At 73.8% G+C, this 24,769-nt stretch carries 22 protein-coding genes and 1 riboswitch; of the genes, 14 read left to right on the forward strand and 8 right to left on the reverse strand.

What is annotated here, in order from left to right:
- Positions 1-61: 61 nt before the first annotated feature.
- The 6 genes from KZX60_RS10255 to KZX60_RS10280 form a co-directional block, all read right to left on the reverse strand.
- Complete coding sequence (locus tag KZX60_RS10255; protein WP_248118124.1) at positions 62-1,540, reverse strand: MFS transporter; 1,479 nt, start codon at positions 1,538-1,540, stop codon at positions 62-64.
- A gap of 384 nt (positions 1,541-1,924) precedes the next feature.
- Positions 1,925-3,772 carry a biotin carboxylase N-terminal domain-containing protein gene (locus KZX60_RS10260; protein WP_248118126.1) on the reverse strand — a complete coding sequence of 616 codons (1,848 nt, stop codon included), beginning with the start codon at positions 3,770-3,772 and terminating at the stop codon, positions 1,925-1,927.
- 118 nt (positions 3,773-3,890) lie between these two features.
- Positions 3,891-4,583, reverse strand: coding sequence for a nucleoside triphosphate pyrophosphatase (locus KZX60_RS10265; protein WP_248118127.1), 693 nt, complete (start codon positions 4,581-4,583; stop codon positions 3,891-3,893).
- Positions 4,580-6,265, reverse strand: a complete 1,686-nt coding sequence (locus tag KZX60_RS10270; RefSeq protein ID WP_248118130.1) for a DUF885 domain-containing protein — start codon at positions 6,263-6,265, stop codon at positions 4,580-4,582. Before KZX60_RS10270 ends, KZX60_RS10265 begins: the two co-directional genes overlap by 4 nt.
- 78 nt (positions 6,266-6,343) lie before the next feature.
- Positions 6,344-6,625: an acyl-CoA carboxylase epsilon subunit gene (locus tag KZX60_RS10275; protein WP_248118132.1), complete on the reverse strand. Its 282-nt coding sequence runs from the start codon at positions 6,623-6,625 to the stop codon at positions 6,344-6,346.
- The gene (locus KZX60_RS10280) at positions 6,622-8,205 is read right to left on the reverse strand and encodes an acyl-CoA carboxylase subunit beta (RefSeq protein ID WP_248118134.1); all 1,584 of its coding nucleotides are present in this window, start codon (positions 8,203-8,205) and stop codon (positions 6,622-6,624) included. The genes KZX60_RS10275 and KZX60_RS10280 overlap by 4 nt, the downstream gene beginning before the upstream one ends.
- Before the next feature lie 166 nt (positions 8,206-8,371).
- Between KZX60_RS10280 and KZX60_RS10285 the strand changes: the two genes are divergently transcribed.
- The 13 genes from KZX60_RS10285 to KZX60_RS10345 all read left to right on the forward strand — a co-directional run bounded on the left by KZX60_RS10285 (position 8,372) and on the right by KZX60_RS10345 (position 21,521).
- On the forward strand, positions 8,372-9,238 hold the full coding sequence (locus tag KZX60_RS10285; protein ID WP_248118135.1) for a biotin--[acetyl-CoA-carboxylase] ligase: 867 nt from the start codon (positions 8,372-8,374) through the stop codon (positions 9,236-9,238).
- A 43-nt stretch (positions 9,239-9,281) separates the two neighbouring features.
- Positions 9,282-9,812, forward strand: coding sequence for a PH domain-containing protein (locus tag KZX60_RS10290; protein ID WP_248118137.1), 531 nt, complete (start codon positions 9,282-9,284; stop codon positions 9,810-9,812).
- Positions 9,809-11,053, forward strand: coding sequence for an adenylate/guanylate cyclase domain-containing protein (locus tag KZX60_RS10295; RefSeq protein ID WP_248118140.1), 1,245 nt, complete (start codon positions 9,809-9,811; stop codon positions 11,051-11,053). The genes KZX60_RS10290 and KZX60_RS10295 overlap by 4 nt, the downstream gene beginning before the upstream one ends.
- A gap of 54 nt (positions 11,054-11,107) precedes the next feature.
- Complete coding sequence (locus KZX60_RS10300; protein ID WP_248118143.1) at positions 11,108-11,893, forward strand: protein phosphatase 2C domain-containing protein; 786 nt, start codon at positions 11,108-11,110, stop codon at positions 11,891-11,893.
- 31 nt (positions 11,894-11,924) lie between these two features.
- Positions 11,925-14,312: an NAD-dependent DNA ligase LigA gene (ligA, locus tag KZX60_RS10305; protein ID WP_248118145.1), complete on the forward strand. Its 2,388-nt coding sequence runs from the start codon at positions 11,925-11,927 to the stop codon at positions 14,310-14,312.
- Complete coding sequence (locus KZX60_RS10310; protein WP_248118147.1) at positions 14,309-15,256, forward strand: inositol monophosphatase family protein; 948 nt, start codon at positions 14,309-14,311, stop codon at positions 15,254-15,256. Before ligA ends, KZX60_RS10310 begins: the two co-directional genes overlap by 4 nt.
- Positions 15,253-15,747 (forward strand): glutaredoxin domain-containing protein, encoded by a 495-nt coding sequence (locus KZX60_RS10315; protein ID WP_248118149.1) that lies wholly within the window; start codon positions 15,253-15,255, stop codon positions 15,745-15,747. Before KZX60_RS10310 ends, KZX60_RS10315 begins: the two co-directional genes overlap by 4 nt.
- Positions 15,744-16,271: a GNAT family N-acetyltransferase gene (locus KZX60_RS10320; protein WP_248118151.1), complete on the forward strand. Its 528-nt coding sequence runs from the start codon at positions 15,744-15,746 to the stop codon at positions 16,269-16,271. The genes KZX60_RS10315 and KZX60_RS10320 overlap by 4 nt, the downstream gene beginning before the upstream one ends.
- Before the next feature lie 153 nt (positions 16,272-16,424).
- A complete protein-coding gene (gatC, locus tag KZX60_RS10325; protein ID WP_248118153.1) occupies positions 16,425-16,721 on the forward strand; it encodes an Asp-tRNA(Asn)/Glu-tRNA(Gln) amidotransferase subunit GatC in 297 nt (98 codons plus the stop codon).
- Between the two features lie 8 nt (positions 16,722-16,729).
- Positions 16,730-18,358, forward strand: coding sequence for an Asp-tRNA(Asn)/Glu-tRNA(Gln) amidotransferase subunit GatA (gene gatA / locus KZX60_RS10330; protein ID WP_248118155.1), 1,629 nt, complete (start codon positions 16,730-16,732; stop codon positions 18,356-18,358).
- A complete protein-coding gene (gatB, locus tag KZX60_RS10335) occupies positions 18,355-19,860 on the forward strand; it encodes an Asp-tRNA(Asn)/Glu-tRNA(Gln) amidotransferase subunit GatB (RefSeq protein WP_248118165.1) in 1,506 nt (501 codons plus the stop codon). The genes gatA and gatB overlap by 4 nt, the downstream gene beginning before the upstream one ends.
- A gap of 208 nt (positions 19,861-20,068) precedes the next feature.
- Positions 20,069-20,593 (forward strand): hypothetical protein, encoded by a 525-nt coding sequence (locus KZX60_RS10340; RefSeq protein ID WP_248118167.1) that lies wholly within the window; start codon positions 20,069-20,071, stop codon positions 20,591-20,593.
- 145 nt (positions 20,594-20,738) lie between these two features.
- Complete coding sequence (locus tag KZX60_RS10345) at positions 20,739-21,521, forward strand: hypothetical protein (protein WP_248118168.1); 783 nt, start codon at positions 20,739-20,741, stop codon at positions 21,519-21,521.
- Positions 21,522-21,690: 169 nt separating this feature from the next.
- On the opposite strand, the gene KZX60_RS10350 is transcribed toward KZX60_RS10345, so the two are convergent.
- The gene (locus tag KZX60_RS10350) at positions 21,691-22,731 is read right to left on the reverse strand and encodes a phosphotransferase (RefSeq protein WP_073115838.1); all 1,041 of its coding nucleotides are present in this window, start codon (positions 22,729-22,731) and stop codon (positions 21,691-21,693) included.
- A 43-nt stretch (positions 22,732-22,774) separates the two neighbouring features.
- Between KZX60_RS10350 and KZX60_RS10355 the strand changes: the two genes are divergently transcribed.
- On the forward strand, positions 22,775-23,650 hold the full coding sequence (locus KZX60_RS10355) for a CPBP family intramembrane glutamic endopeptidase (RefSeq protein ID WP_248118170.1): 876 nt from the start codon (positions 22,775-22,777) through the stop codon (positions 23,648-23,650).
- A 76-nt stretch (positions 23,651-23,726) separates the two neighbouring features.
- Here the strand turns inward: KZX60_RS10355 and KZX60_RS10360 are convergent, their stop codons facing one another.
- Positions 23,727-24,380 carry a VOC family protein gene (locus tag KZX60_RS10360; protein ID WP_248118172.1) on the reverse strand — a complete coding sequence of 218 codons (654 nt, stop codon included), beginning with the start codon at positions 24,378-24,380 and terminating at the stop codon, positions 23,727-23,729.
- A gap of 164 nt (positions 24,381-24,544) precedes the next feature.
- A riboswitch (SAM riboswitch) is annotated at positions 24,545-24,662 on the forward strand.
- Positions 24,663-24,769: the final 107 nt, after the last annotated feature.

A 24,769-nucleotide genomic window follows, 5' to 3' on the forward strand; every position in this document is an offset into this window, starting at 1 on the left:
GGCCGGTCACCTTCACGCTGGAAGGTGACCGGCCGCCGTCGTCTCCGGGAGGGGTCCTGGCTCACCGGGCCGCGCGGCGCTCCCGAGCGGAGGAGACGGTGTCCAGGTCCGCGTGCCGCGTCTCGGGGGAGAGGGCCAGGGCGACCATCGTGATCAGCGAGGCCGCGGCGAGGTAGTAGCCGACGTACGAGACGTCGAACTTCTGCACCAGCCAGGCCGCCACGAACGGCGTGAGGGCCGCGCCGAGGATCGAGGACACGTTGTACGCGATGCCCGAGCCCGTGTAGCGCGTGTTCGTGGGGAACAGCTCGGGCAGGACGGCGGACATGGGGCCGAAGGTCAGGCCCATGAGCGTCATGCCGACCGCGAGGAACGCGACCATGAGCGGGACGTTCACCTCGGCGCCGGTGCCCATCGTGGCCGGGGCCAGCCAGAGGCCGAAGCTCAGGCCGAACAGGATCATGAGGCCGGAGACGGTCAGGAGGGTGGGCTTGCGGCCGAAGCGGTCCGCCAGCCAGCCGGACACCGGGATGAACGCCGCGAAGAACGCGATGCCGATCAGCTGCAGCACGAGGAACTCGGAGTACGGGATCCCGAGCATGCCGTTCTCCCGCTTGCCGATCGCGTAGGAGAGGATCCACGTGGTCATGAGGTAGAAGAGCACGTACGTGGCGTACATGACGAAGGTGCCGAGGATCAGCTCCCACCAGTTGCGGCGGAAGACCTCGCCGACGGGGGCCTTGACGCGCTGGTCGTTGTCCAGGGCGCGCTGGAAGACCGGCGTCTCCTCGAGGCGGACGCGCACGTACATGCCCACGGCCACCATGGCGATCGAGAGCAGGAACGGCATGCGCCACACCCACGTGAGGAAGGCGCCGTCCATGTCCGGGTTGGTGGAGTCGTGGTCGAAGCCGAGCACGAGCAGCAGGTACAGGCCGTTGGCCAGGAAGAAGCCGATCGGGGCGCCGAGCTGCGGCCACATGGCCGCCTGCGCGCGCTTGCCCTCCTTCGCGTACTCGGTGGCCAGCAGGGCCGCGCCGGACCACTCGCCGCCCAGGCCGAGGCCCTGGGTGAAGCGCAGGATGGTGAGCATGGCCGGCGCCCACAGGCCCACCTGGTAGTACGTGGGCAGCAGGCCGATGAGGAACGTGGCGATGCCCATGGTCAGCAGGGAGCCGATGAGCGTGACCTTGCGGCCCATGCGGTCGCCGAAGTGGCCAAACAGCACCGAGCCGATCGGGCGGGCCACGAACGCCGCGCCGAAGGTGGCCATGGAGGCCAGGAGCGCGGCGCCGTCATCGCCCTTCGCGAAGAAGATCAGCGGGAACACCGAGACGGCGGCCGTGGCGTAGACGTAGAAGTCGTAGAACTCGATCGAGGTGCCGATGAGCGAGGCCACGACCACGCGCGAGCGGGGCACGGGCGTCTCGTCGGGGGCGGCTACCGCGGGGGCGACGGCGGCCGGTGCGCCGGCGCCGGCGGGGCCGGCGGGTGTGCCGGCAGACGCGGCGGGGCCCGAGGGCGGAGTGGAGTGGGACATGAGAGCTCCGAGGGACGGACGGTCACCGAGGGTCGGATGGCCCACGATGTGAGATGGAATGTCCGCCAGTGTAGGAGTGGCGCGCTGACGTACCCTCACGCTGGCTGCACCTGTCCACCATGCGGACGGCTCGGCCACTGGGAATCGTGCGCCGACGCCTGCGGACGCGACGGCGCCTCGGCCAGGTGTCCGGTCCGGCGGCTCGGCCAGGGGTCCGGCGCGGAGGGATGGACCGACGCGTCGCTGTGCCCGGCGACCAGGTGGTGGGTCCCCGAAATGACATGGTCTATCCGGTCTAGCCCATGGCAATTGCCGGACGACCACCCTGGTCTGCCACAGGAGAGCCCTTACCCGCGGGGAGCGTGGCCGCGCCCGGACGCGGACTCAGCCTTCGGCGTCGATGGTGGTGAGCACGTCGCCGGCCTTGACCGTCTCGCCGGCCTTCACGCTCAACCCGGAGACCACGCCCGCGCGGTGCGCCGTGAGGGGCTGCTCCATCTTCATGGCCTCCATGACCACGATGAGATCGCCCTCGGCCACGGTCTGCCCGTTCTCCGCGGCCACCTTCACCACCGTGCCCTGCATGGGCGCGGTCAGCGCGTTGGTGCTGGGCGCCGTGGCCGCACCGGCGCGGGCTCCGCGGGGCCGACGTCGGCCCGCGCCGGCGCGCTGCGCGGCGCCCTGCACGGAGTGCATCGCGGCCGCGAACGTGGGCAGCGTGACGTCCACGCGCTTGCCGTTGACCTCCACCGTGACGGTGTGGCGGGCCTCCGGTGCGGCGGGGTCGGCGGGCGTCTGGCCGTAGGGCTCCAGGAGCGCGGCGAACTCGGTCTCGATCCAGCGGGTGTGGACCGAGACCGGTTCCTCGGAGCCGGCGAGCTCGGGCGCGAACGCCGGGTCCTTCACCACGGCCCGGTGGAACGGCAGCACCGAGGGCATCCCCGCGATCTCCGCCTCGCCGAGCGCACGGGCGGCCCGCTGGAGGGCCTGGCGGCGGGTGGCGCCCGTGACGATCAGCTTGGCGACCATCGAGTCGAACGCCCCGGAGACGGTCTCGCCCTCCAGCACGCCGGTGTCCACGCGCACTCCGGGGCCCGAGGGCAGGCGGAACGTGGTGAGGCGGCCGGGGGCGGGCAGGAAGCCGCGGCCCGGGTCCTCACCGTTGAGGCGGAACTCGATCGAGTGGCCGCGCACCTCGGGATCGGTGTAGCCGAGGGCCTCACCGCGGGCGAGGCGGAACTGCTCCCGCACGAGGTCGATGCCCGTGACCTCCTCGGACACGGGGTGCTCCACCTGCAGGCGCGTGTTCACCTCGAGGAAGGACAGGGTGCCGTCCTGGCCCACGAGGAACTCGCACGTGCCCGCGCCCACGTAGCCGGCCTCCTTGAGCAGCGCCTTGGAGGACTCGACGAGGCGGCGGTTCTGCTCGTCTGTGAGGAAAGGCGCGGGCGCCTCCTCCACGAGCTTCTGGTTGCGGCGCTGCAGCGAGCAGTCACGCGTGGAGACCACCACGACGTCGCCGTGCACGTCCGCGAGGCACTGCGTCTCCACGTGGCGCGGCTTATCCAGGAAGCGCTCCACGAAGCACTCGCCGCGGCCGAACGCCGAGACCGCCTCGCGCACCGCGGACTCGTAGAGCTCGGGGATCTCCTCGCGCTGGCGGGCCACCTTGATGCCGCGGCCGCCGCCGCCGTACGCGGCCTTGATGGCCACGGGCAGGCCGTGCTCGTCCGCGAACGCGAGCACCTCGGCCGTGCCCGTGGCGGGAGAGGTGGTGCCGGGGGCGAGCGGGGCGCCGACCCTCGTGGCCAGCCGGCGCGCGGAGACCTTGTCCCCGAGGGCGTCGATGGCCGCCGGCGGCGGGCCGATCCACACGAGGCCGGCCGCCTCGACGGCGCGCGCGAAGCCGGCGTTCTCCGAGAGGAAGCCGTAGCCGGGGTGCACGGCGTCGGCGCCGGAGCGCTCAGCGGCGTCCAGGATCTTCTCCACGAGCAGGTAGGAGTCGGCCGCGGTCTCCCCGCCGATGGCCACGGCCTCGTCGGCGAGCTTGACGTGGAGGGCGTCGCGGTCCGGCTCGGCGTAGACGGCCACCGAGGTGAGGCCCTCGTCCTGGCATGCACGGATGACGCGGACGGCGATCTCCCCGCGGTTGGCGATCAGCACGCGGGAGAACGGCCGCGGGGTCCCGGCGTCGGTGGCGAGGGGGGCCTGGGGCGCGTCGGCGGTGCTCATGGGCTTCGGGGACTCCTCGGGGAAGACTGCGGAGGCAGCGGCACGGGCTGCCGCTGTTCATCAGCACCCTACTGTGGGTGGGGGAACCCTCACAGCAACCCGGCTCGGATCCGCCGGATCAGCGCCTGGTGTTGGAGGAACCCCACAATTCCGTGAAGGGGACGCCGAGGTGTTCGCACGCACCGCGCAGCCACGAGACCGAGAGGCCGATGACGGCGTTCGGGTCGCCGTCGACGCCCGCGATCAGCGCGGCCCCCGCCCCGTCGATGGTGAACGCGCCCGCGCAGAAGAGCGGCTCGCCCGTGGCCACGTAGGCGGCGAGGGTGGCCTCGTCCGCCGCGGCGAAGCGGACGCCGGCGGAGACGACCCCCGCGACGGCGGGAGAGCCGGACGCGGAGGCTGAGGGCATCACCAGCCCGAGCCAGTGACCGGAGTGCAGCGTCCCGGCTCGGCCGGCCTGGCCCCGCCAGCGCTCGAGTGCGACGTCGGGTTCGTAGGGCTTGCCGTAGGCGCGGCCCTCGAACTCGAACACGGAGTCGCACCCGAGCACGAGGGTGGGCACCGCGACGCCGTCGGCCGCCACGCGCGCGGCGACGTCCCGGCCCTTCGCCTCGGCGAGCAGCCCCGCGAGCTCGGCGGGGGAGGCGTCGGGGTGCTCGGCGCCCACGGCGTCCTCGTCCACGTTCGATACCACGACGCGGAACCCCACCCGGGCGCGCGTGAGGATCTCCGCGCGCCCGGGCGAGGCCGAGCCGAGCACGAGCTCGACCCGGCCTCCCGCGTCACCTCGTTCGGGGGAGGGCAGGCTCACGCCAGCGCGTCCCGGAGGGTGTCCAGGCCCATCGAGCCGAGCTTCAGCGCCCGCGTGTGGAACGCGCGGAGGTCGAAGTCGGCGCCCTCGCGCTCCTCGTGCTCGGCGCGGATCTGCTCCCAGATGCGCTGACCCACCTTGTAGGCGGGCGCCTGGCCCGGCCAGCCGAGGTAGCGCGTGAACTCGAAGCGGCGCTGGCCATCGGAGATGTTCAGGTGCTTGGCCAGGAACGCGTAGCCGCGCTCCGGGTCCCAGGCGCCGCCGCCCTCGGACTCGGGCATCTCGAAGCCGCAGTGGTAGCCGATGTCGAACACCACGCGGGCGGCGCGCATGCGCTGCATGTCCAGCATGCCGAGGTGGTCGCCCGGATCGTCGAGGAAGCCGAGCTCCTCCATGAGCCTCTCCGCGTAGAGCGCCCAGCCCTCGCCGTGGCCGGAGGTCCAGCAGAAGCTGCGGCGCCACAGGTTGAGGTTCGCGCGGTTCATCATGGCGGTGGCGACCTGCAGGTGATGGCCGGGCACGCCCTCGTGGTAGACCGTGGTGGTCTCGGCCCACGTGGTGAACTCGTCCTCGCCGGCGGGCACGGACCACCACATGCGGCCCGGGCGGGAGAAGTCGTCCGAGGGGCCGGTGTAGTAGATGCCGCCCTCCTGCGTGGGGGCGATCATGCACTCGAGGCGGTCCATGGGAGCCGGGATCTCGAAGTGCTCCTTCATGGCCGCGACGGCCTCGTCGGAGAGGCGCTGCATCCAGGCCCGGAGCGCGCCGGTGCCCTTGAGGGCGCGCTCGGGATCGGCGTCGAGGACGGCGCGGGCCTCCTCAATCGTGGCGCCGGGCTTGATCCTCTCGGCGTCCGCCTCCTGCGCGGCGATCAGGCGCGCGAGCTCCTGCTGGCCCCAGCGGTATGTCTCCTCGAGATCGATCTCCGCGCCGAGGAACACGCGCGAGGCGAGGCGGTAGTGCTCGATCCCGACGGCGTCGGCCTCCGGCGCGTGCGGGCGCAGCTCGGACTCGAGGGCGTCCGCGAAGTCGCGGTAGGCCTGCGCACCGGCCTCGGCGCCGGAGCGGATCCGCTCGGCGAGCGCGGCGTCGACGACGTCGGCCTCCTGCGCGCGGGCGGTCAGGCCCGGGAAGAACCCGTCCCCGGTGCCGTGCGCGCGGGCCTGCTCGATGACGATGTCGATCTGGCGCTGCGCGGCCACGTGGCCCGAGTCCTTCGAGGCGATCAGCGATGCCGTGTACCCCGCGAGCGCGGCCGGCAGGTTCTCGAGGCGGCCGGCGATGTGCTCCCAGTGCTCGGCGGTGTCCGTGGGCATGAGGTCGAACACGGCCCGGATGCCCTGCGCGGGGGACGCGATGTTATTCAGCTCGGTGCGGCCGGTCGCGTGGATCTCCCGCTCGAGGCCGATGCGCTCCTGCATGGCGGCCTTGGTGACGCGGTCGGCCTCGTCGGCCGGCTCGAGCGCTTCGAGGTCCGCGAGGAGGCGGGCGTTGAGCTCGTCGTCGGCACGGGCGCCTGCGGGGGAGAAGTCCGAGTACTCGGACTCGTGGCCCGCGAAGCCGAGCTCCGTGGCGGTGTCCGGGTGCAGGGCGAGGTAGTCGGTGACGTACTGCTCGGCCAGGGCGTCGATCGCGGAGGGCGTGCGGGCGGCGCCCTCGCTCAGGGAGGTGTTCTGGGTCATACCCGGAACTCTAGGCCGTGCGTTTTCGTGCGCGAAACGGGAGCTCACGTCCCCGTCCCGTTCACGACGCCGGTCGGGTCAGGAGGGGCCCGCCGAGCGGCGCCACTGGTCCTTGCCGGGACGGGCCCACAGCCCGAGGTCGTCGCGGCGGCGCAGCGTGCGGTCCAGCCGCGGCGGTCGCGGCCGAGCCTGCACGGCCTGCGCCTCCTCCGCCCGCAGGTGCGCGAGCACCGCGGTCAGGGCCGCCATCTCCTCCGGGTCCAGCTCGGCGCCGGAGAGGCGCACGGCGTCGGCGGCGTCGCCGGCCTGCTCTCCACCGGCCTGGCCCGTGCCCCGGACCTCCTCGTCGCGCGCGCTCACAGCGGCATGTTCCCGTGCTTCTTGGCGGGCCGCGCCTCGCGCTTGTGGTGCGTGGCGCGCAGGGCACGCACCAGCTGGGCGCGCGTCTGGTGCGGGGCGACGACGGCGTCCACGTAGCCCAGCTCCGCGGCCTGGTACGGGTTCAGCAGCTCGGCCTCGTAGTCGGCCACGATCTGCGCGCGCCGCTCCTCCACGTCCCCGCCGGCCTTCTCGACCTCGGCGAGCTCGCGGCGGTACAGGATGTTGACGGCGCCCTGCGGCCCCATCACGCCGATCTGCGCGCTGGGCCAGGCCAGGTTGAGGTCCGCGCCGAGCTTCTTGGAGCCCATGACGATGTACGCGCCGCCGAACGCCTTGCGCGTGATCACCGTCAGCTTGGGCACGGTGGCCTCGGCGTAGGCGTAGATCAGCTTCGCGCCGCGGCGGATGATGCCCTGGAACTCCTGGTCGGTGCCGGGCAGGAACCCGGGCACGTCCACGAGGGTGACCACGGGCAGGTTGAACGCGTCGCAGAACCGCACGAACCGCGCCGCCTTCTCCGAGGCCGCGATGTCCAGCGTGCCGGCGAACTGCATCGGCTGGTTGGCCACCACGCCCACGCTCATCCCGTCGAGCCTCGCCAGCGCCGTGATCACGTTGGGCGCGTAGAGCTCCTGCAGCTGCAGCACGTGGCCGTCGTCCACGATCGCCCCGATCACCTGGAGCATGTCGTACGGCTGGTTGGCCGAGTCGGGGATCAGCGCGTCCAGGCCGTGGTCCTCGTCCGTCGGCTCGAGGTCCACGGGCTGGTCCAGCGGCGCCTCGGCCAGGTTGTTGGAGGGCAGGAACTCGAGCAGCTCCTGCACGTACGCGATCGCGTCCTCCTCCGACGTCGCCATGTAGTGCGCCGTGCCGGAGACCGCGTTGTGCGAGCGCGCGCCGCCGAGCGTCTCCATGTCCACGTCCTCGCCCGTGACGGTCTTGATCACGTCCGGGCCGGTGATGAACATGTGGGAGGTCTGGTCCACCATCACCACGACGTCGGTCAGCGCCGGCGAGTATGCCGCGCCGCCCGCGGACGGCCCCATGATCAGGGAGATCTGCGGGACCATGCCGGAGGCCAGCACGTTGTTCCGGAAGATGTCCGCGAACTGGGCGAGCGAGGCGACGCCCTCCTGGATGCGCGCACCGCCGCCGTCGAGGATGCCGATCACGGGGCAGCCGTTGCGCGCCGCGAACTCCTGGACCTTCACGATCTTCTGGCCGTTGCGCTCGGAGAGCGAGCCGCCGAACACCGTGAAGTCCTGCGCGTACACGGCCACCTGGCGGCCGTCCACGGTGCCGAAGCCGCTCACGACGCCGTCGCCGGCCGGGTGCTTGGCGTCCATGCCGAACGCGGTGGTGCGGTGCACGGCCAGCGCGTCGAGCTCCACGAACGAGCCCTCGTCCAGGAGCATCTCGATCCGCTCGCGGGCGGTGTGCTTGCCCCGGCCGTGCTGACGCTCGACGGCGGCCGCGCCGCCGGGCGCGTCCGTCGCCTCGAGGCGGCGATGCAGGTCCGCGAGACGGCCGGCGGTGGTGGTCAGATCGGGATCGGACACGCGAGCTCCTGGGCTGATGGGCGGCCCGGGCGGGGCCCTGTCGAGCGGCCAGTCTACGGGGGAGGGCCCGGGGCCCCGACAGGAGGATTCCTCCAAGGCCCGCCGGATCGGCTCGTGCGCCCCGCCCGCACGGCGGCGGCCCGGTGGGCGTGTATATGTAGGGATCATGCAGGAACACGTCCCCGCAGCTCCCTCCCCAGCCGCCTCCGCCGCCCCCGCCCCGCCGCTGACGTGGCTCGAGTCCGTCGGCTCCACGCAGGACGACCTCCTGGCCCGCCTCGACCGGGAGGGCCACCGGCACGGCGCCGCCGTCGCCACCGCGGACCAGACCGCCGGCCGCGGCCGCCACACCCGCGTGTGGAGCACCCCGCCCGGCACCGCGCTCGCCCTCTCGGTCCATCTGCGCCCCGAGCCCGCCGGCGTCCCGCTCGCGCCCGTGCACCTCAGCTGGCTCTCGCTCGTGGCCGCCGCGACGATCGCCGAGCGCCTCGGAACCCGCGGCGTGGCCGCCCACGTGAAGTGGCCCAACGACGTGCTCGCCCCGGACGGGCGCAAGCTGTGCGGCGTGCTCGGCTCGGTGTCCCTCGCCGCGGACGGCAAGGGCCCCGGCGTCGTCGTGGGGATGGGCGTGAACCTGGACCACCGCGGCGCCGCCCCCGTGCCCACCGCCACCGACCTCGCGGAGTGGGCCGACGCCGGCCAGGTGCCCGAGCCGCGCGTGCTCGCCGAGGAGCTGCGCGACGCCGTGGTGGCCGCCGTGGACCGCTTCGCCGCCGCCGTGGCCGGCGAGGCCGAGCCCGTGGACGGGGATCACCCGGCCGTCGCCCCCGTGCTGCGCCGGCTCAGCACGGTGGGCCGTGAGATCCGGGCCGAGCTGCCCGGCGGGGACACCCTCGAGGGGACGGCCGTGGGCCTCGGACGCGGGGGGACGCTCCTGGTCAGGCCGCTCGCAGGGTCGCGTGAGACACTGCCCGCAGAGATCAGCGCGGGCGACGTCGTCCATCTGCGCGGCGACGTGCTGCGCGGACGCTGAGCCCGTGCCCCGGCGCGGGCACTGAAGCCGCAGGGAGTGGAGAGTGCGCCTGGAGCCCGGTGAACGCGTGGTGGTGCGCACCCGCGCGCATCCGCGCGTCCTGCTGCGCGCCGCCGCCCTGCTCGTGGGCACCGCCCTGCTCCTGGGCCTCGTCATGGGCGTCCTCGACCGCCCGGGCCTGCCGGGCCTCGTGGTCCGCTCCCGCTCGTGGCTGCACCTGCTCGCCTGGTCCCTGGCCGCGCTCGCCGTGCTGCTCGGCACGGTGCGGCCCTTCCTGCGCTGGCTCACCCGGCGCACGGTGATCACCACGCGCCGCCTCGTCCAGCGACCCGGCCTCGGCCGGGGCCCCGAGGCCGTCATGCCCCTCGTGTCCATCGCGGACGTGGTGCGCCGCGGCCGAGGCTCGGGCGCGGGGGATCTGCACGTCCGGTTCCAGGACGCCGGCCGCCAGGTCTACTGGCGGCTCACGGACGTCCCGGAGGCCGGCCGCTTCGAGGAGGCGCTGGCCGAGGCCACGCGTCGGGCCCGCGCGCAGTCGTGGCCCGCCCCGCACCCGTCAGGAGGCATCCGTTGACCCGCTCCCACCTGCCGGACACGGCACCGCTGCCCGTCATCCCGCCCGCCCGCGCCCCCGAGGCGAGGCCGGACGTACCCGTGACGCCGGACGCACCCCTGACGCCGGACGCACCCGTGACGACGGAGAACCCTGCGACCACGGGCGCGCCCGGGCCGTCGTCGACCGCCACCGCCGACCCTCGGGACCCGGTGCCCACCGCCGGCTGGACCGGCGCCATGCGCACCCTGGACGCGGGGCTCGTGGTGGGCCCGCGCAGCTACACCCAGCGGGAGATGGCCGACCGCCTGGGGGTCCCCCTCGCCACCGCTCGGCGCATCTGGCGGGCCCTGGGATACCCCAGCGGGAAGGACGGGGACAAGGCGTTCACCGACGAGGACGCGCGCGCGTTCGGCGCCGTGCTGCACCTCATGCGCTCCGGCGCGCTGAACGAGGACACCGCCATCTCGCTCGCCCGCTCGATCGGCCAGCTGATGGACCGCATGGTGGTGTGGCAGATCGAGGCCCTCGTGGAGGACAAGATCGCCTCCGGGGGGATGTCCGACCCTTCGGCGCGCCGCGCGGCCGTGGACCTGCTGCCGGAGATCGTCTCCCCGCTCGAGGAGGCCATGGAGGTCGTCTACCGGCGGCAGCTCAACCGCGCCGTGCAGCGCCTCACCGTCCGCGTGGAGGCCGGCCTGGCCGCGAGCGAGCAGGGCCGCGACGGCTCGGAGCACGACGCCCCGCTTCCGCTCGCGCGCGCCGTGGGCTTCGCCGACATGGTCTCCTACACCACGCTCTCCCGCACGATGGACGAGCGGACGCTGGCCCGCATGGTGCAGCGCTTCGAGTCCCGGTGCGCGGAGATCATCTCCTCGGGCGGCGGCTGGCTCGTGAAGACGATCGGCGACGAGGTGCTCTTCAACGCCGAGTCGCCGGAGGCCGGTGCCACGATCGCGCTGAGCCTCTCCGAGGCGCTGGCCGACGACCCCGTGCTGCCCTCGGCGCGCGTCTCCCTCGCGTGGGGCCGCGTGCTCTCCCGCCTCGGTGACATCTACGGACCCACGGTGAACCTCGCCGCGCGCCTGACGTCGCTCGCGGATCCGGGTACGGTGCTCGTGGACGCCCTGACCGCCGCCGCCCTCTCGCAGGACGAACGGTTCGTCCTCGTCCCTCAGCCGCCGAGGATCGTTCGCGGGTTCGGAGAGGTCCGCCCCTCCCTGCTCATGAGCGGTGCCACGCAGACCCTGCTCGTCGACTGATCCCCGGCCGGCCCCGCGTCGGCCGTCCCCGCCACCGACGGAACCCGAGGACCCATGAGCCGCCCTGTGCAGGAGCCGCACCCGTCCGATCCCGCCCGCCCCGAGGCCGCCGCCCGCCCCGAGGCCGCCGCCCGCACCCACGTGGGAGCGGTCCGCGAGCTCAACGAGGACACGTGGGTCACCGTGGGGGAGCCGCTCGTGCTCGCCGCGGTGGCGGACGGGATGGGAGGCCACGAGGCCGGCGAGGTGGCGTCGGCCGCCGCCGTCGAGCTGTTGGAGCGGCGCGCCGCCGAGGTCCTCGCCCCCGGGAGCCCGCACACCCTGGAGCAGCTCGCCGCCCTCGTGCACGAGGCCGACGCGGCCGTGATCGAGGCCGGCCACGCCCGCTCCGGCACCACGCTGACCCTGCTGGCCTGCCTGGACGTCGAGCGCAGCCGCTGGGCGATCGCCAACGTGGGGGACTCCCGCGTCTACCGGCGGCCCGCCGACGCGCCGGTGCTCCAGCAGGTCACGGTGGACCACTCCGCCGTGCAGCTGCTCGTGGACGCCGGCCGGCTCACCGCGGACGAGGCGCGTGTGCACCCCCGGCGCAACGTGATCACCCGCGCCCTGGGCTCGCTCGAACCGCTCACCGTGGACGTGGCGGAGGTGGACGCCGCCTCCGGCGACACGTTCGTGCTGTGCAGCGACGGCCTCACGGGCGAGCTGACGGACGAGGAGATCCGGGCGCTGCTGGACGACGCCGCGGACCTCGAGGAGGCCGCCGAGCAGCTCGTCCACGCCGCCCTGTGGCGCGGTGGACGGGACAACATCACCGTGGTGCTGGTCCGGATCCCCTGAGGTGTCCGGGACGGGAACTAGGGTGGTCCCCGTGAGCACCCCCGAGCCCTCCGTCGGCCCCGACGCCCCCGGACAGATCCCCTCCGAGCGCCTCCGCGAGGAGTACGAGACGCTCGTCGAGCAGGTCCGCGCCGCGCGCACCGCGTACTACCAGCAGGACGCCCCGGAGCTCTCGGACGCGGAGTACGACGCGCTGTACCGCCGCCTCGAGGACATCGAGACGCTGCACCCGGAGATCGTCGCCAACGACTCGCCCACCCAGGAGGTCGGCGGCGAGGCCTCCGCCGCGTTCTCCCCGGTCACGCACGGGGCGCGCATGTACTCGCTCGAGGACCTGTTCTCCGAGGACGAGCTGCGCACCTGGTTCCTGCGCACCGCGGGCACCCTGACGGCGGGCCGCCCGGAGGCGGCTCCGGCGTGGACGGTCGAGGTGAAGATCGACGGGCTGGCCGTGAACCTGCGCTACCGGGAGGGCCGGCTCGTGCAGGCCGCCACCCGCGGCGACGGGCGCGTGGGCGAGGACGTCACGCAGAACGTGCGCACCATCGCCGACGTCCCCCAGACGCTCACGGGCAAGGGATGGCCGGCCGAGTTCGAGGTGCGCGGTGAGGTCTTCATGTCCTCCGCCGCCTTCGCGGAGCTCAACGCGCAGCGCGCAGAGGAGGGTCTGCCGCCCTTCGCGAACCCGCGCAACGCGGCCGCCGGCTCCCTGCGCCAGAAGGATCCCGCCGTCACGGCCCGGCGCCCGCTGTCCATGATCCTGCACGGCGTCGGCGCGGGGCCGGACCTCGGCGTCGCCTCCCAGCACGAGGCCTACGACGCGCTGGCGGCCTGGGGCCTGCCCGTGAGCCCGTACACGCGCCTCGTGGAGGGCGCGGACGAGGCCGCGCTGGCCGACGTCGTCGCGGTGATCGAGGAGTACGGGCGCCGCCGGCATGAGCTGATCCACGAGATCGACGGCATCGTGGTCAAGGCCGACGCCTTCGCGGACCAGCGCCTGCTCGGCCACACCTCCCGCGTGCCCCGCTGGGCGGCCGCGTTCAAGTACCCGCCGGAGGAGGTGCACACCCTCCTGCTCGACATCCTCGTCAGCGTGGGCCGCACCGGCCGCGTCACCCCCTTCGCCCACATGGAGCCCGTGTCGGTGGCCGGGTCCACCGTCTCCCTGGCCACGCTGCACAACCAGGACGTGGTCAAGGCCAAGGGCGTGCTGATCGGGGACACCGTCATCCTGCGCAAGGCGGGGGACGTGATCCCCGAGGTCGTGGGCCCCGTGCTGCCGCTGCGCGAGACCGCAGCCGAGCGGGGCATCGAGCTGCGCGAGTTCGTGATGCCCGCGGCATGCCCGTCCTGCGGGACCCCCCTGGCGCCTGCCAAGGAGGGGGACGTGGACCTGCGCTGCCCCAACGCTCGCTCGTGCCCCGCCCAGCTGGCCGGCCGCGTGGAGCACCTCGGCTCGCGCGGGGCGTTCGACGTCGAGGCGCTCGGCGAGGAGGCCGCCCGCTGGCTCGTGAACGGGCCCGGCCCGGATCCGGCCGAGAACGGCGGTCGGGTGCTCCCCGAGGGCGCCGGCGTCATCACCGCGGAGGCGCAGGTCTTCGACCTCGCCTCCGGCACGCCCGAGGAGATCACGGGCCCCCGCGGCGAGGACGGCCTGACGGACCTCCAGCGCTCGCTGGGCGACGTCCGGGTGTGGCGGGAGACGCGCACCAAGGTGGACGGCACGTTCGTGCCCTCCGGGAGGTTCGAGCTCAAGCCGTACTTCTTCACCGCGGGCACGGCGAAGAAGCCGTCCGGGCCCACCGCCAACACGCTGCGCCTCTTCGACGAGCTGGAGAAGGCCAAGTCCCAACCGCTGTGGCGCACCCTCGTGGCGCTGTCCATCCGGCACGTCGGCCCGACGGCGGCCCGCTCCCTGGCCACCGCGTTCGGGTCCATGGCGGCGCTGCGCGCGGCCGCGGAGGCGGGGCAGCGGGACCGGCTCGCGGAGATCGACGGCGTGGGCCCGATCATCGCGGACGCCCTCATCGAGTGGTTCGCGGAGGACTGGCACCGTGAGGTGGTGGACCGCTGGGCCGCCGCGGGCGTCTCCATGGAGGACGAGCAGGACGAGTTCATGCCCCGCACGCTGGAGGGCGTGACCGTGGTGGTCACCGGATCGCTCGAGGGCTTCTCCCGCGACTCCGCGAAGGAGGCCATCCTGGTGCGCGGCGGCAAGGCGTCCGGCTCCGTCTCCAAGAAGACCCACTTCCTCGTGGCCGGGGAGAACGCGGGAACCAAGCTGGAGAAGGCCGAGCAGCTCGGCGTGCCCGTGCTGGACGAGGCCGGGTTCGTCACGCTGCTGGCCGAGGGGCCGGCGGCGTTCGCGGGGGAGGAGACGGCCGAGGGGGAGGCCGGAACGGGGGAGGACGCCGGATGAGCCCCGCCCCGCAGCCCCGCGCCGCAGCGCGTCCGACCCCCACCACGGCGGGCCTGCTCGTCATCGCCAAGGCCGCCGCACGGGCCGGGGCGGACGTGCTCGCCCAGCGGTGGGTCCGTCACCACCCGGCCACCCCGCTGACCGCGGCCTCGCTCGGCGCCGAGACCAAGTCCTCCGGCTCGGACTGGGTCACGGACTACGACCGCCGCGCCGAACAAGCCGTCCGCGCCGTCATCACCGGCTACCGGCCGGACGACGAGCTCACGGGCGAGGAGTACGGCGCCACCGTCCCCTCGCGTCCGAGCGGGCTGCGCTGGAGCATCGACCCGCTGGACGGCACCACCAACTTCGTGCGAGGGATCCCGCAGTTCTGCACCTCCGTGGCCGTGATGGGCCCGGCGGACGCCGCCGTCGCCGAGCGCCTCGGCGTGCCGGAGGGGACGCCGCGCTGGCTGGCGGGCGCCGTCGTCGCCCCCGCGCTGGGGCGCACGTGGTTCGCGAGCGCGGGCGAGGGTGCCTTCAGCACCGCGGACGCGACGACGGCGGGTGTCGAGCTGCCGGGCCGGGACGAGGCCCCCGTGCGCCTGGCCGGCCCCGTGCCCGGCCGCTCCGGCAGGCTGTTGGCCACCGGCTTCGGCTACGGCCCGGCGCGTCGGCAGGTCCAGGTGCGCGCCCTCGAGGCGCTGCTGCCCGGCTTCGGGGACGTGCGCCGCATCGGCTCGGCCGCCCTGGACCTGTGCATGGTGGCGGACGGCACCCTGGACGCGTACGCCGAGTTCGGCACGCAGGAGTGGGACTGGGCCGCCGGCGCGCTGATCGCCGAGGAGGCCGGGGCCCGCGTGCGCCGGCCCGCGAGCGGCGACGGCACGGCTGATCCCGGCTGGATGGTGGCCGGGGACGTGGACGAGGCCGCCCTGACGGCGGCACAGGAGGTGACCGCGTGAGACGGCTGGTGGGCGATCCCTGGTTCTACCCGGTGCTGTTCGCGGCGTCGGGGATCTTCTTCGCGGTGTGGGGCACGGTGAACCGGAACCTCGCGGTGATCGCGTCCTCGCTGGTGCTGCTGTCCTTCGCGCTGCGCTCTCTCCGGGCCACCCGGGTGCGCTCCCGCCCGCTCGCCGGCGCGGAGGCGCACGTGGCGGCGGGCGGCGTCGTGGTGTTCTGGCGGCCCGGCTGCCAGTACTGCATGACGCTGATCAAGGCGCTCACGCCCGCGGAGCGCGCGGCGGCCTCCTGGGTGAACATCTGGACGGACGCCGAGGCTGCGGCCGCGCTGCGCCGCCTCCACGCACGGCGCGAAGGTCGCGAGCACGAGGCCGTCCCCACGGTGTGGGCGCGGAAGAAGGACTTCATCGTGGCCGACGACGCCTCGCGCGCCCGCCTGAAGGACATGCTGCGAGCGGCCACGCCCGCGCAGGAGGGGAGCGCCCGATGAGCGGGATCCACGTCCGGGCGCTGCGCCCCGAGGACCACGACGCCGTCGCCGCGCTCACGCTGGCCTCCTACGTGGACGGCGGGCACATCGACCCCGACTCCGCGTACGTGCGGACCCTCACGGACGTGGCCTCCCGGGCGGAGAAGGCGGAGGTCCTCGTCGCCGAGCTCGACGGGCAGGTGGTCGGCTCCGTGGTGCTCACCCCGCTGGGCTCGCCGATGGCGGAGACCGCCGTGGAGGGGGAGTACGAGTTCCGCATGCTGGCCGTGCACCCGGACCACCACCGCCGCGGCGTCGCCCGCGCCCTGATGGCCGCGATCGTGGAGCGGGCCCGGGCCCTGCCCGGGATCGAGGCCATCGCCCTGACCACCATGCCGACGATGACCGACGCCCACCGGCTCTACGAGCGCATGGGCTTCGTGCGGCTGCCCGAGCGGGACTGGCACCTGCGGGACGTGGTCCCGGACCTGGACCCGGCGGACGAGGCCGGTCCCTTCATCGTGTACCGGATGCCGCTGGGCTGACCCGCCCCCGCAGCCCGGCCCGGCTGCCGCCGTGTCCCGTCCGCGCGCGCCGCTAGACTCGGTCCGAACCGAAAGCGGCCCGTCCGGCCCCGTCGCGCGTCCGCGTGCCCGGCCCGGCCACGCCGTCCGACACCACCGTCGTGAAGGAGATCCATGCCGGAGATCACCCGGGAGCAGGTGGAGCACCTCGCCCGCCTGGCCCACATCCAGATGAGCGAGGAGGAGCTGGCCCAGATGCCGGGCGAGCTCGAGGAGATCCTCGCGGCCGTCGAGGACGTGCGCGCGGTGGCCACCGCGGACGTGGAGCCCACCTCCCACCCCATCGCCCTGCACAACGTGTTCCGCGAGGACGTGCCCACGGGCATGCTCACGCAGGAGCAGGCCCTGGACCAGGCGCCGGACGCCGAGGACGGCCAGTTCAAGGTCCCCGCGATCCTGGACGGAGAGTGATCACGAGCATGACCGAGACCTTCGATGTGAACGCCGAGGCGGGCGCCGACCAGCTGGTCCGCCTCACCGCCCTGCAGATGGCCGAGCGCCTGCGCGCCGGCACGACCACCTCCGTGGAGCTCGTCCAGGCGCACCTGGACCGCATCGCGGAGTTCGACGGCGACCCGCGCGCCGACGCCGCACAGGACCGCGGCGTGCGGGCGTACCTGCACGTCAACGCGGAGGAGGCGCTCGCCGTCGCCGCCGAGGTGGACGCGATCCGCGCCGCCGGGGGCGCCGAGGCCGAGGCCCTGCACCCGCTGGCCGGCGTGCCGGTGGCGATCAAGGACAACATCGTCACCGTCGGGCAGCCCACGACGGCGGCCTCCAGGATGCTCGACGGCTGGATGAGCCCGTACGACGCCACGGTCATCGAGCGGATCCGCGCCGCCCGCCTGCCGATCCTGGGCAAGACCAACATGGACGAGTTCGCGATGGGCGGCTCCACCGAGTACTCCGCGTTCGGCGTGACCCGCAACCCGTGGGACCTGGACCGGGTGCCCGGCGGCTCCGGTGGCGGCTCGGCCGCCGCGGTGGCCGCGTTCCTCGCCCCGTTCGCCCTGGGCTCGGACACGGGCGGCTCCATCCGCGAGCCCGCCGCGTTCACCGGCACCGTGGGCGTCAAGCCCACGTACGGCGCCGTGTCCCGCTTCGGCGTGATCGCGATGGCCTCCTCGCTGGACCAGGTGGGCCCCGCCGCGCGCACCGTGGCGGACGCCGCCGCGCTGCAGCAGGTGATCGCCGGCCATGACGAGCGCGACTCCACCTCGCTGCCCGAGGAGCCCGCCGACCTCGGCGCGGCCGCTGCCCGCGGGAACCTCTCCGGCCTGCGCATCGGCGTGATCGCCGACCTGCGCGAGGACGGCTACCACCCCGGTGTGAAGGCGGCCTTCGACGCCGACGTCGCCGCCCTGCGCGAGGCGGGCGCGGAGATCGTCGAGGTCTCCTGCCCGCACTTCCACGCGGCCCTGGGCGCGTACTACCTCATCATGCCCTCGGAGGTCTCCTCCAACCTGGCCCGCTTCGACGGCGTCCGCTACGGCAACCGCGTGGTCCCGGCCGGCGGCGGCACGATCGAGCAGGTCATGGGCGCCACCCGCGCCGCCGGCTTCGGCCCCGAGGTCAAGCGCCGCATCATCCTGGGCACCTACGCCCTCTCCGCGGGCTACTACGACGCCTACTACGGCTCCGCGCAGAAGGTCCGCACGCTCGTGCAGCAGGACTTCGCGGCCGCCTTCGAGCAGGTGGACGTGCTGCTGAGCCCCACCGCGCCGGGCACCGCGTTCGCGTTGGGGGAGCAGACGAAGGATCCGGTCACCATGTACCTCAACGACTACGCGACCATCCCGGCCAACCTGGCCGGGGTCCCGGGCATCTCGGTGCCCGGCGGCCTCGTGGACGGCCTGCCGTACGGCCTGCAGTTCACGGCCCCGGCGCGCGAGGACGCCCGCCTGTACGAGGTGGGCGCCGCCGTCGAGGCGCTGGTGACCCGCCGCGGCGGCTCGCCCGTGTGGGCGCAGGCCCCCGAGCTCGAGAAGGGCGCGCAGCGCCGCACCGGCGCCGAGCGCGCCACCACCACGGACGGAGGAGCCGCGTGAGCCACGCAGAGCAGACCATGGACGTCGCCGAGGCGATGGAGCGCTTCGACCCGGTGCTCGGGTTCGAGGTGCACGTGGAGCTGAACACCGCCACGAAGATCTTCTCCTCGGCCGCCAACGCGTTCGGCGACCAGCCGAACACCAACGTCACCCCGCTCGACCTCGGCCTGCCGGGCACGCTGCCCGTGCTGAACCGGCAGGCCGTGGAGTTCGCGATCCGCCTGGGCCTGGCCCTGAACGCGCAGATCGCCCCGACGTGCCGGTTCGCGCGGAAGAACTACTTCTACCCGGACACCCCGAAGAACTTCCAGACGTCCCAGTACGACGAGCCGATCGTGTTCGACGGCCACCTGGACGTGGAGCTCGAGGACGGCACCGTGTTCCGCGTGGAGATCGAGCGCGCCCACCTCGAGGACGACGCCGGCAAGCTCACCCACCAGGGCGGGTCCGGCCGCATCCAGGGCGCCTCGAGCTCCCTGGTGGACTACAACCGCGCGGGCGTGCCGCTCATCGAGATCGTGACCCGGCCCATCGTGGGCGCGGGGGAGCGGGCCCCGGAGATCGCGCGCGCCTACGTGGCCGCCATCCGGGACATCGTGAAGGCCATCGGCATCTCGGACGCCCGCATGGAGCACGGCAACGTGCGCTGCGACGCGAACGTCTCCCTCATGGAGAAGGGCGCCGAGGTCTTCGGCACGCGCACCGAGACCAAGAACGTGAGCTCCACGCGCGCCGTGCAGCACGCCGTCACCCACGAGATCCAGCGTCAGGCCGCCGTGCTCGCCGCGGGCGGGACCATCACGCAGGAGACCCGCCACTGGCACGAGGACACGCGCACGACGACGTCGGGCCGTCCCAAGTCCGACGCCGACGACTACCGCTACTTCCCCGAGCCGGACCTCGTGCCCGTCGTCGTGGACGAGGCGTGGATCGAGCGCGTGCGCGCCGAGCTGCCCGAGCTGCCGGCCGTGCGCAACAAGCGACTCAAGGCCGAGTGGGGCTTCTCGGACGAGGAGTTCCGCGACGTCGTCAACGCCGGCGTCCTGGACGAGATCGTCGCGACCGTGGAGGCCGGCGCCTCCGCGGCGGCCGCCCGCAAGTGGTGGATGGGCGAGATCGCTCGCCTGGCGAACGTCCGCGAGGTCACCGTCGCCGAGCTGGGGATCACCCCGGCGCACGTGGTGGAGGTCGAGGAGCTGATCGCCGCCAAGACGATCAACGACAAGATCGCCAAGCAGGTGCTCGGTCTGGTGGCCGACGGCGAGGGCGCCCCGAAGGAGGTCGTCTCGGCGAAGGGCCTGGCCGTGGTGTCCGACGACGGCGCGCTCACCGAGGCCGTCGACGCGGCGATCGCGGACAACCCGGACGTCGTCGAGAAGATCAGGGGCGGCAAGATGCAGGCCGTCGGTGCCCTGATCGGGCCCGTCATGAAGGCGACCCGCGGCCAGGCCGACGCCGGCCGCGTGCGCGAGATCGTGCTGGAGCGCCTCGGGGTGGGCTGAGCAGCCGACCGATGGGCTCACGCGCGGCGCGCGACGGGCGGTCGCCACTTGACCGCCCAGGAGGATGTGAGACCCCTGGTGTCCGGCGACCGTGTAGTAGATGATGGCCACACTTCTGACAGGTCGTCCTCTCCCGGCCCCCTGACGGCACAGGGTGGGCGGCGCGCCTCCGAAGTGTAGCTTCCATCCGAGAGAAGGGGTCCCTCCCATGACATGTCGACGCACTCTGCTGGGCGCCGGCCTCGGCGCCGTCGGCGCCGCGCTGATCGCCCCCGCCGCCTCGGCGGCCACCGGCTCCACCACGTACCGCCAGCTCGTGATCACCCGGGTCACCTACGACTACTACCGCCGCGAGTACGTGGGCACCGGCATGTACGGCGGCGAGCCCGTGCGAGTCCGTTACACCTACTCGTACCGCCTGTACCGCTGGATCGCACTGGTGGAGTCCACGACCCACCAGCAGTGTGAGGACGAGCGGATCGAGTCGGCCTCCCAGTGGACCTGCCTCAACGGGTGCTGGTACCCGGTGTACATCGTGTCTGCCTCTCGCGCGAAGAGGGTGGTAGCGGCTCCGCAGTGGGGCCGTGACCGTACCGGCATGACGGGAACAGGCAACGGGGCGGGGCGTCGAATCCGACGGTCCGCCCCGTTCTGCTGTGCGAACGCTGCGAGGGGCCGCAGTGCTCCCCCTCCCCGCCATCGGAACGTCATGTGCGGTGATTACTTGAGGTAAAGTTTGAGGTGGCAAAACTGAGATCCGGAACAAAGTGGACCCGAGGGTGCGACACACGCCTCTGCCGTCACCTCGACTCTCACCTCTGCCGTCACCTCGACTCTCACCTCTGCCGTCACTCGACTCTCACCCCAGGAGCACCCTCATGACCCAGTTGACTCGTCGTCGCGTCGCGCAGGGGCTGGCGTGGACCGCCCCGGCCATCGCCGCCGCCGCTGCCGCCCCCGCCTTCGCCGTCAGCCCCTCGCAGACGCTGGCCTATCGATTCCGTGGGTCGATCTTCACCTCCCTGGTCAACAACGGCGACCGCTGCACGAACACCACGTACGGTCGCTCCGGGTTTCGGCTCTCCAGCCTCTCGCTGTCCAACCAGGAGCGCTTCGGGACCTCGCCCCTGGGGTTCTCCATCGTGGAGATGCCACGCACCGACGGATCCGGCCTCTCGCCGCGGACCACGGCCACACTGGCCAACCCCGTGCAGCTCGTAGTCGCGTACCCCAGTGGGATGGTCGCGAACGTTGCGCAGCCGTTCACCTTCACCAACCGCACCGATGCCAACTGGAGCGCGCCGACCCGCCGCACGGACACTCTGAGGAGCCCCGACGGCATCACGCAGACCTACGACGTGTTCACGTTCACCTGGCTCGGCAACCGCTCTCAGTCCACGACACAGGATCGGACCGCCTCAGGAACCCGTCCCACCAGCTGGGCGGGCACCGCCCTCACCGGCAGCTGGGCGGTCAACACGAGCTACTGCGCTGTGGGTAACGCCTACTACCTCTCCAACTACTACTCCGGGGGCACCGCCGCGGCCCTCGGCCGCACCGCCGGCAGCTACGGCACCTTCACCACGGCCAACGGGTACACCGGTCTGGTGGTCTCCAACTTCCCGTCCACCGGCGGATGGATCGCGATCAACATCAACTGAGCCCGGCGGCGCCCGTCGCTCCGGACTTCGTCGGATCGCCGTGTCCCCGGAGGCTGCAGGACACCCTGGTGGTCGGGCCGTCTCAGTCGCCTGCCCCCGGAGGCGCAATGACGGCATGGTCGTCGGAGAGAGGGTCCTGAGCGGGACGTGCAGACTGACGGGCGGCCTATCAGCGCCCCGCGAGGGCGCAGGACGCCCGCTCGATGCGCGGCACCACCTTGCGCAGCAGCCGCCCCCAGCGGGGGGCGCGGCCGGTGAGCTCCTGGCGGGCTGCGGCGTCGTCGAGGGAGTCCAGGCCGGCGGCGCCCAGCCACACGCGGGCCCGGCGGGCCTCCGCGGGCGTGCGGGCGATGTCCTCGATCCGCTCCTCGCCGTGCCAGATCCCCAGGTAGGCCACGTTGCGGGCTCCGTCGCCGGCGTGGGCGAGGTCCCAGTCCAGGATCCCGGAGAGCTCCCACCGCACGTCGTCCCCGTCCGGGGCGGGCACCCAGTGCATGTTGTGCCCGGCCAGGTCCCCGTGCACCAGCGCGGGCCCGTCCGGGGGCGCGGCGGCCCACGCCGTCACCGCCCCCGCGATCCTCGCGACGAGGCCGGCCCAGTCCGCCGGTAGCGCTCCGGCGTGCTCTGTCGGCAGGGACGCGCCCAGCCGCCCCACGCGCGCCACGCGCTCCGCGGTCCACGGACCCCGGAACGCGAACGCCGGGCCGAGTCCCGCCGCGACGGCCGGGTCGGTCACGTCCACGGTGTCGAGGGCGTCCACGATTCCCCGCAGGACGGTCGGGTCGCCCTCGTGGGGCGGGTGCGGCTGCCCCGGCACGAACGCCTGGAGGACGGCCGCGGCGAGGGGGCGGCCGGCGTCGTCGTCCCGGCGGAGCACCGCCGACAGCGGACGCGGCACCGCGAAGGGCAGGCCCGCGTCCGCGAGGGCCGTCACCAGCCCCACGCGGCGCGGCAGGTGGGCGGCGGGGGAGTCCTCGGGCGCCCAGGCCGCGCCGACCGGGGCGCCGGCCTCGCTGACCCGGGCCATGCGCAGCACGGCCAGGCCGTCGAGCACCAGCACGCGGTGGAACTGGCCGGACTCCACCACGTGCCCGGCCGACCACGCGGCGGCGCGCAGCCGGTCCGCGAGCGCGGCGGGCACGTCCGGGAGCAGCCGGGTCAGGGCCTCGGCCGCCAGCTCGAGCTCGGACGCGACGGGGGAGGAGGTCATGTCCCCACGCTAGCGTCCGGGCGCGCGGGGGATACTGGCCCGCATGATCGGCCGCCCCGACCTCCGTTCCGACGCCGCCCCCGCCGCCCGGCCCGCGCTGCCCGCCCCGTCCGCCCGGACGGTCCGCTGGGAGATCGCGATCGTGCTCGGGCTCTCCCTCGGCCGCTCCGCGGTCTACGCGGTGGTGCAGCTGATCGACAAGGCCACCCGTGCCCCGCTGGGGGAGCAGACCACGGTGCTGAACCCCGCGCTCAGCCCGCGGTGGGGCTTCGACCTGACCTACCAGCTGCTGGACATCGGCTTCGCCCTCGTCCCCGTGCTGCTGGTGCTGCACCTGACGTGGCTGCGCGGGCGGAACCCGTTCCGCGCGTTCGGCCTGGACCTGCGCCGCCCGGGCCGCGACCTCGCCTGGGGCCTGGCGCTGTTCGTGGGGATCGGCCTGGGCACGCTCGCGGTGTACGCGGCCGGCCGCGCTGCCGGGGTCACGACGGCGATCGTCGCCGCCGCCCTCGACGACACCTGGTACCAGGTCCCCGTGCTGCTGCTCTCGGCCGCGCGGCACGCGCTCGTGGAGGAGGTGATCGTGGGGGTCTGGCTCGTCGACCGCCTCGGCTGGCTCCAGCGGCTGCACACCGCCCGGCGCGCCGGAGCCCCCGCGCCCGCCGCGGAGGGCCCGGGCCTCGTCCTGCCGGCCCGCATCTGGACCGTGGTGCTCGCCCTGGCCGTGCTGCGGGGCAGCTACCACCTCTACCAGGGCGTGGGGCCGGGCATCGGCAACGCGCTCATGGGGGTGGTGTTCACCCTGGTGCTGCTGCGCACGCGCCGGGTCATGCCTCTCGTCCTCGCCCACTTCCTGCTGGACGCGGCCGGGTTCGTGGCGTATCCGCTGCTGCACGAGGCAGGGCTGCTCGGGGTCTGAGCCCCGGACGAGGCCGGCCCCGCCTCGGGGAGGCGGGGCCGGCGTCGTCGTGGTCCGTCCGGGCGGGGAGGAGGGGTCAGAGGGTGACCGGGCCCGCGGGAGTCGTGAAGGTCACCGAGACGATGCCCGGGGTGCCGGAGGGCGCGACGTACTCGATGTTCACGTCCTGGACCTGGCCGTCCTCGTCCTCGCCGCCGAGCCACTCGGCGAGGCGCTCGGGGGAGCCGGCGATGTTCAGGTGCTCGATGGTGGCCTGCGGCTCGGCCGCCTGCGAGGGGTGCATGTCCTCCTGGCCGTCGGCCCAGCGCAGGATGTACGGCAGCTGCGGGTCCGCGAGGGTGCCCTTGATGCCGATCTGGCGCCAGGACAGCTCGCGGCCGTCGGGGAAGCGGCGGATGCCGGGCACGGCCTCGCGCTCCAGGCGGCGCTCGAAGCGGCCGATGTCCGGGGTGGAGACTGCCCAGCTCATCCAGCCGCCGCCCTGCTCGGAGCGGGCGCGGACGAGCTGACCGAAGGGGGCGCTGAGGGAGGCCGGGTGGTCCATGGCCTCCACGACCTCGAGCCACTGCCCGTTCCGCATGGGGAACAGGGCGTTGTGGGTGCCGAAGCGCGGGTGCACGCCGCCCTTGATGCGGTCGATGCCGAGGGTCTCGACGAGGCGCTCCACGGTGGCCTCGAGGCCCTCGGGCCCGGCGGCGTAGGAGACGTGGTCCATCCGGCAGGTGTTCACGGCGTTGTTCCTCTCCGAACCCCCGGGCGGGCCGGGCGTCGAACGCGATGGGAGGGCGGCGCCGTCGGCCCCTTGACCACCGAGCCGCCCCTGTGATTCACAGCGTATCCATGTGTGACACGCCCGATGAAATCGACCCCGCACCCGTGGCACACTGGCGGCACGGTCACGAGAGTCAGCGTCTTTGCCCCGGCATGCTGACCGGCAACCCTCCTTCCGCGGTGGGGTGCCCCGGGTGACGACCAGGCCGGCTCCCACACGGGCTGCCGGCAAGCGCGGGCCGTCCCCTCGGCCCCTCTCGACGACGCCGGGGCACCCCCGGCGCGAGGCGCCGGGTCGACCCGGAGCACCGACCGCCGGGAGGGACGCGGGTCCGGCCCCTGAGGAGC

Origin of the sequence: Micrococcus sp. EYE_212 (genome assembly GCF_023147585.1) — a bacterium.
GTDB lineage: Bacteria > Actinomycetota > Actinomycetes > Actinomycetales > Micrococcaceae > Micrococcus.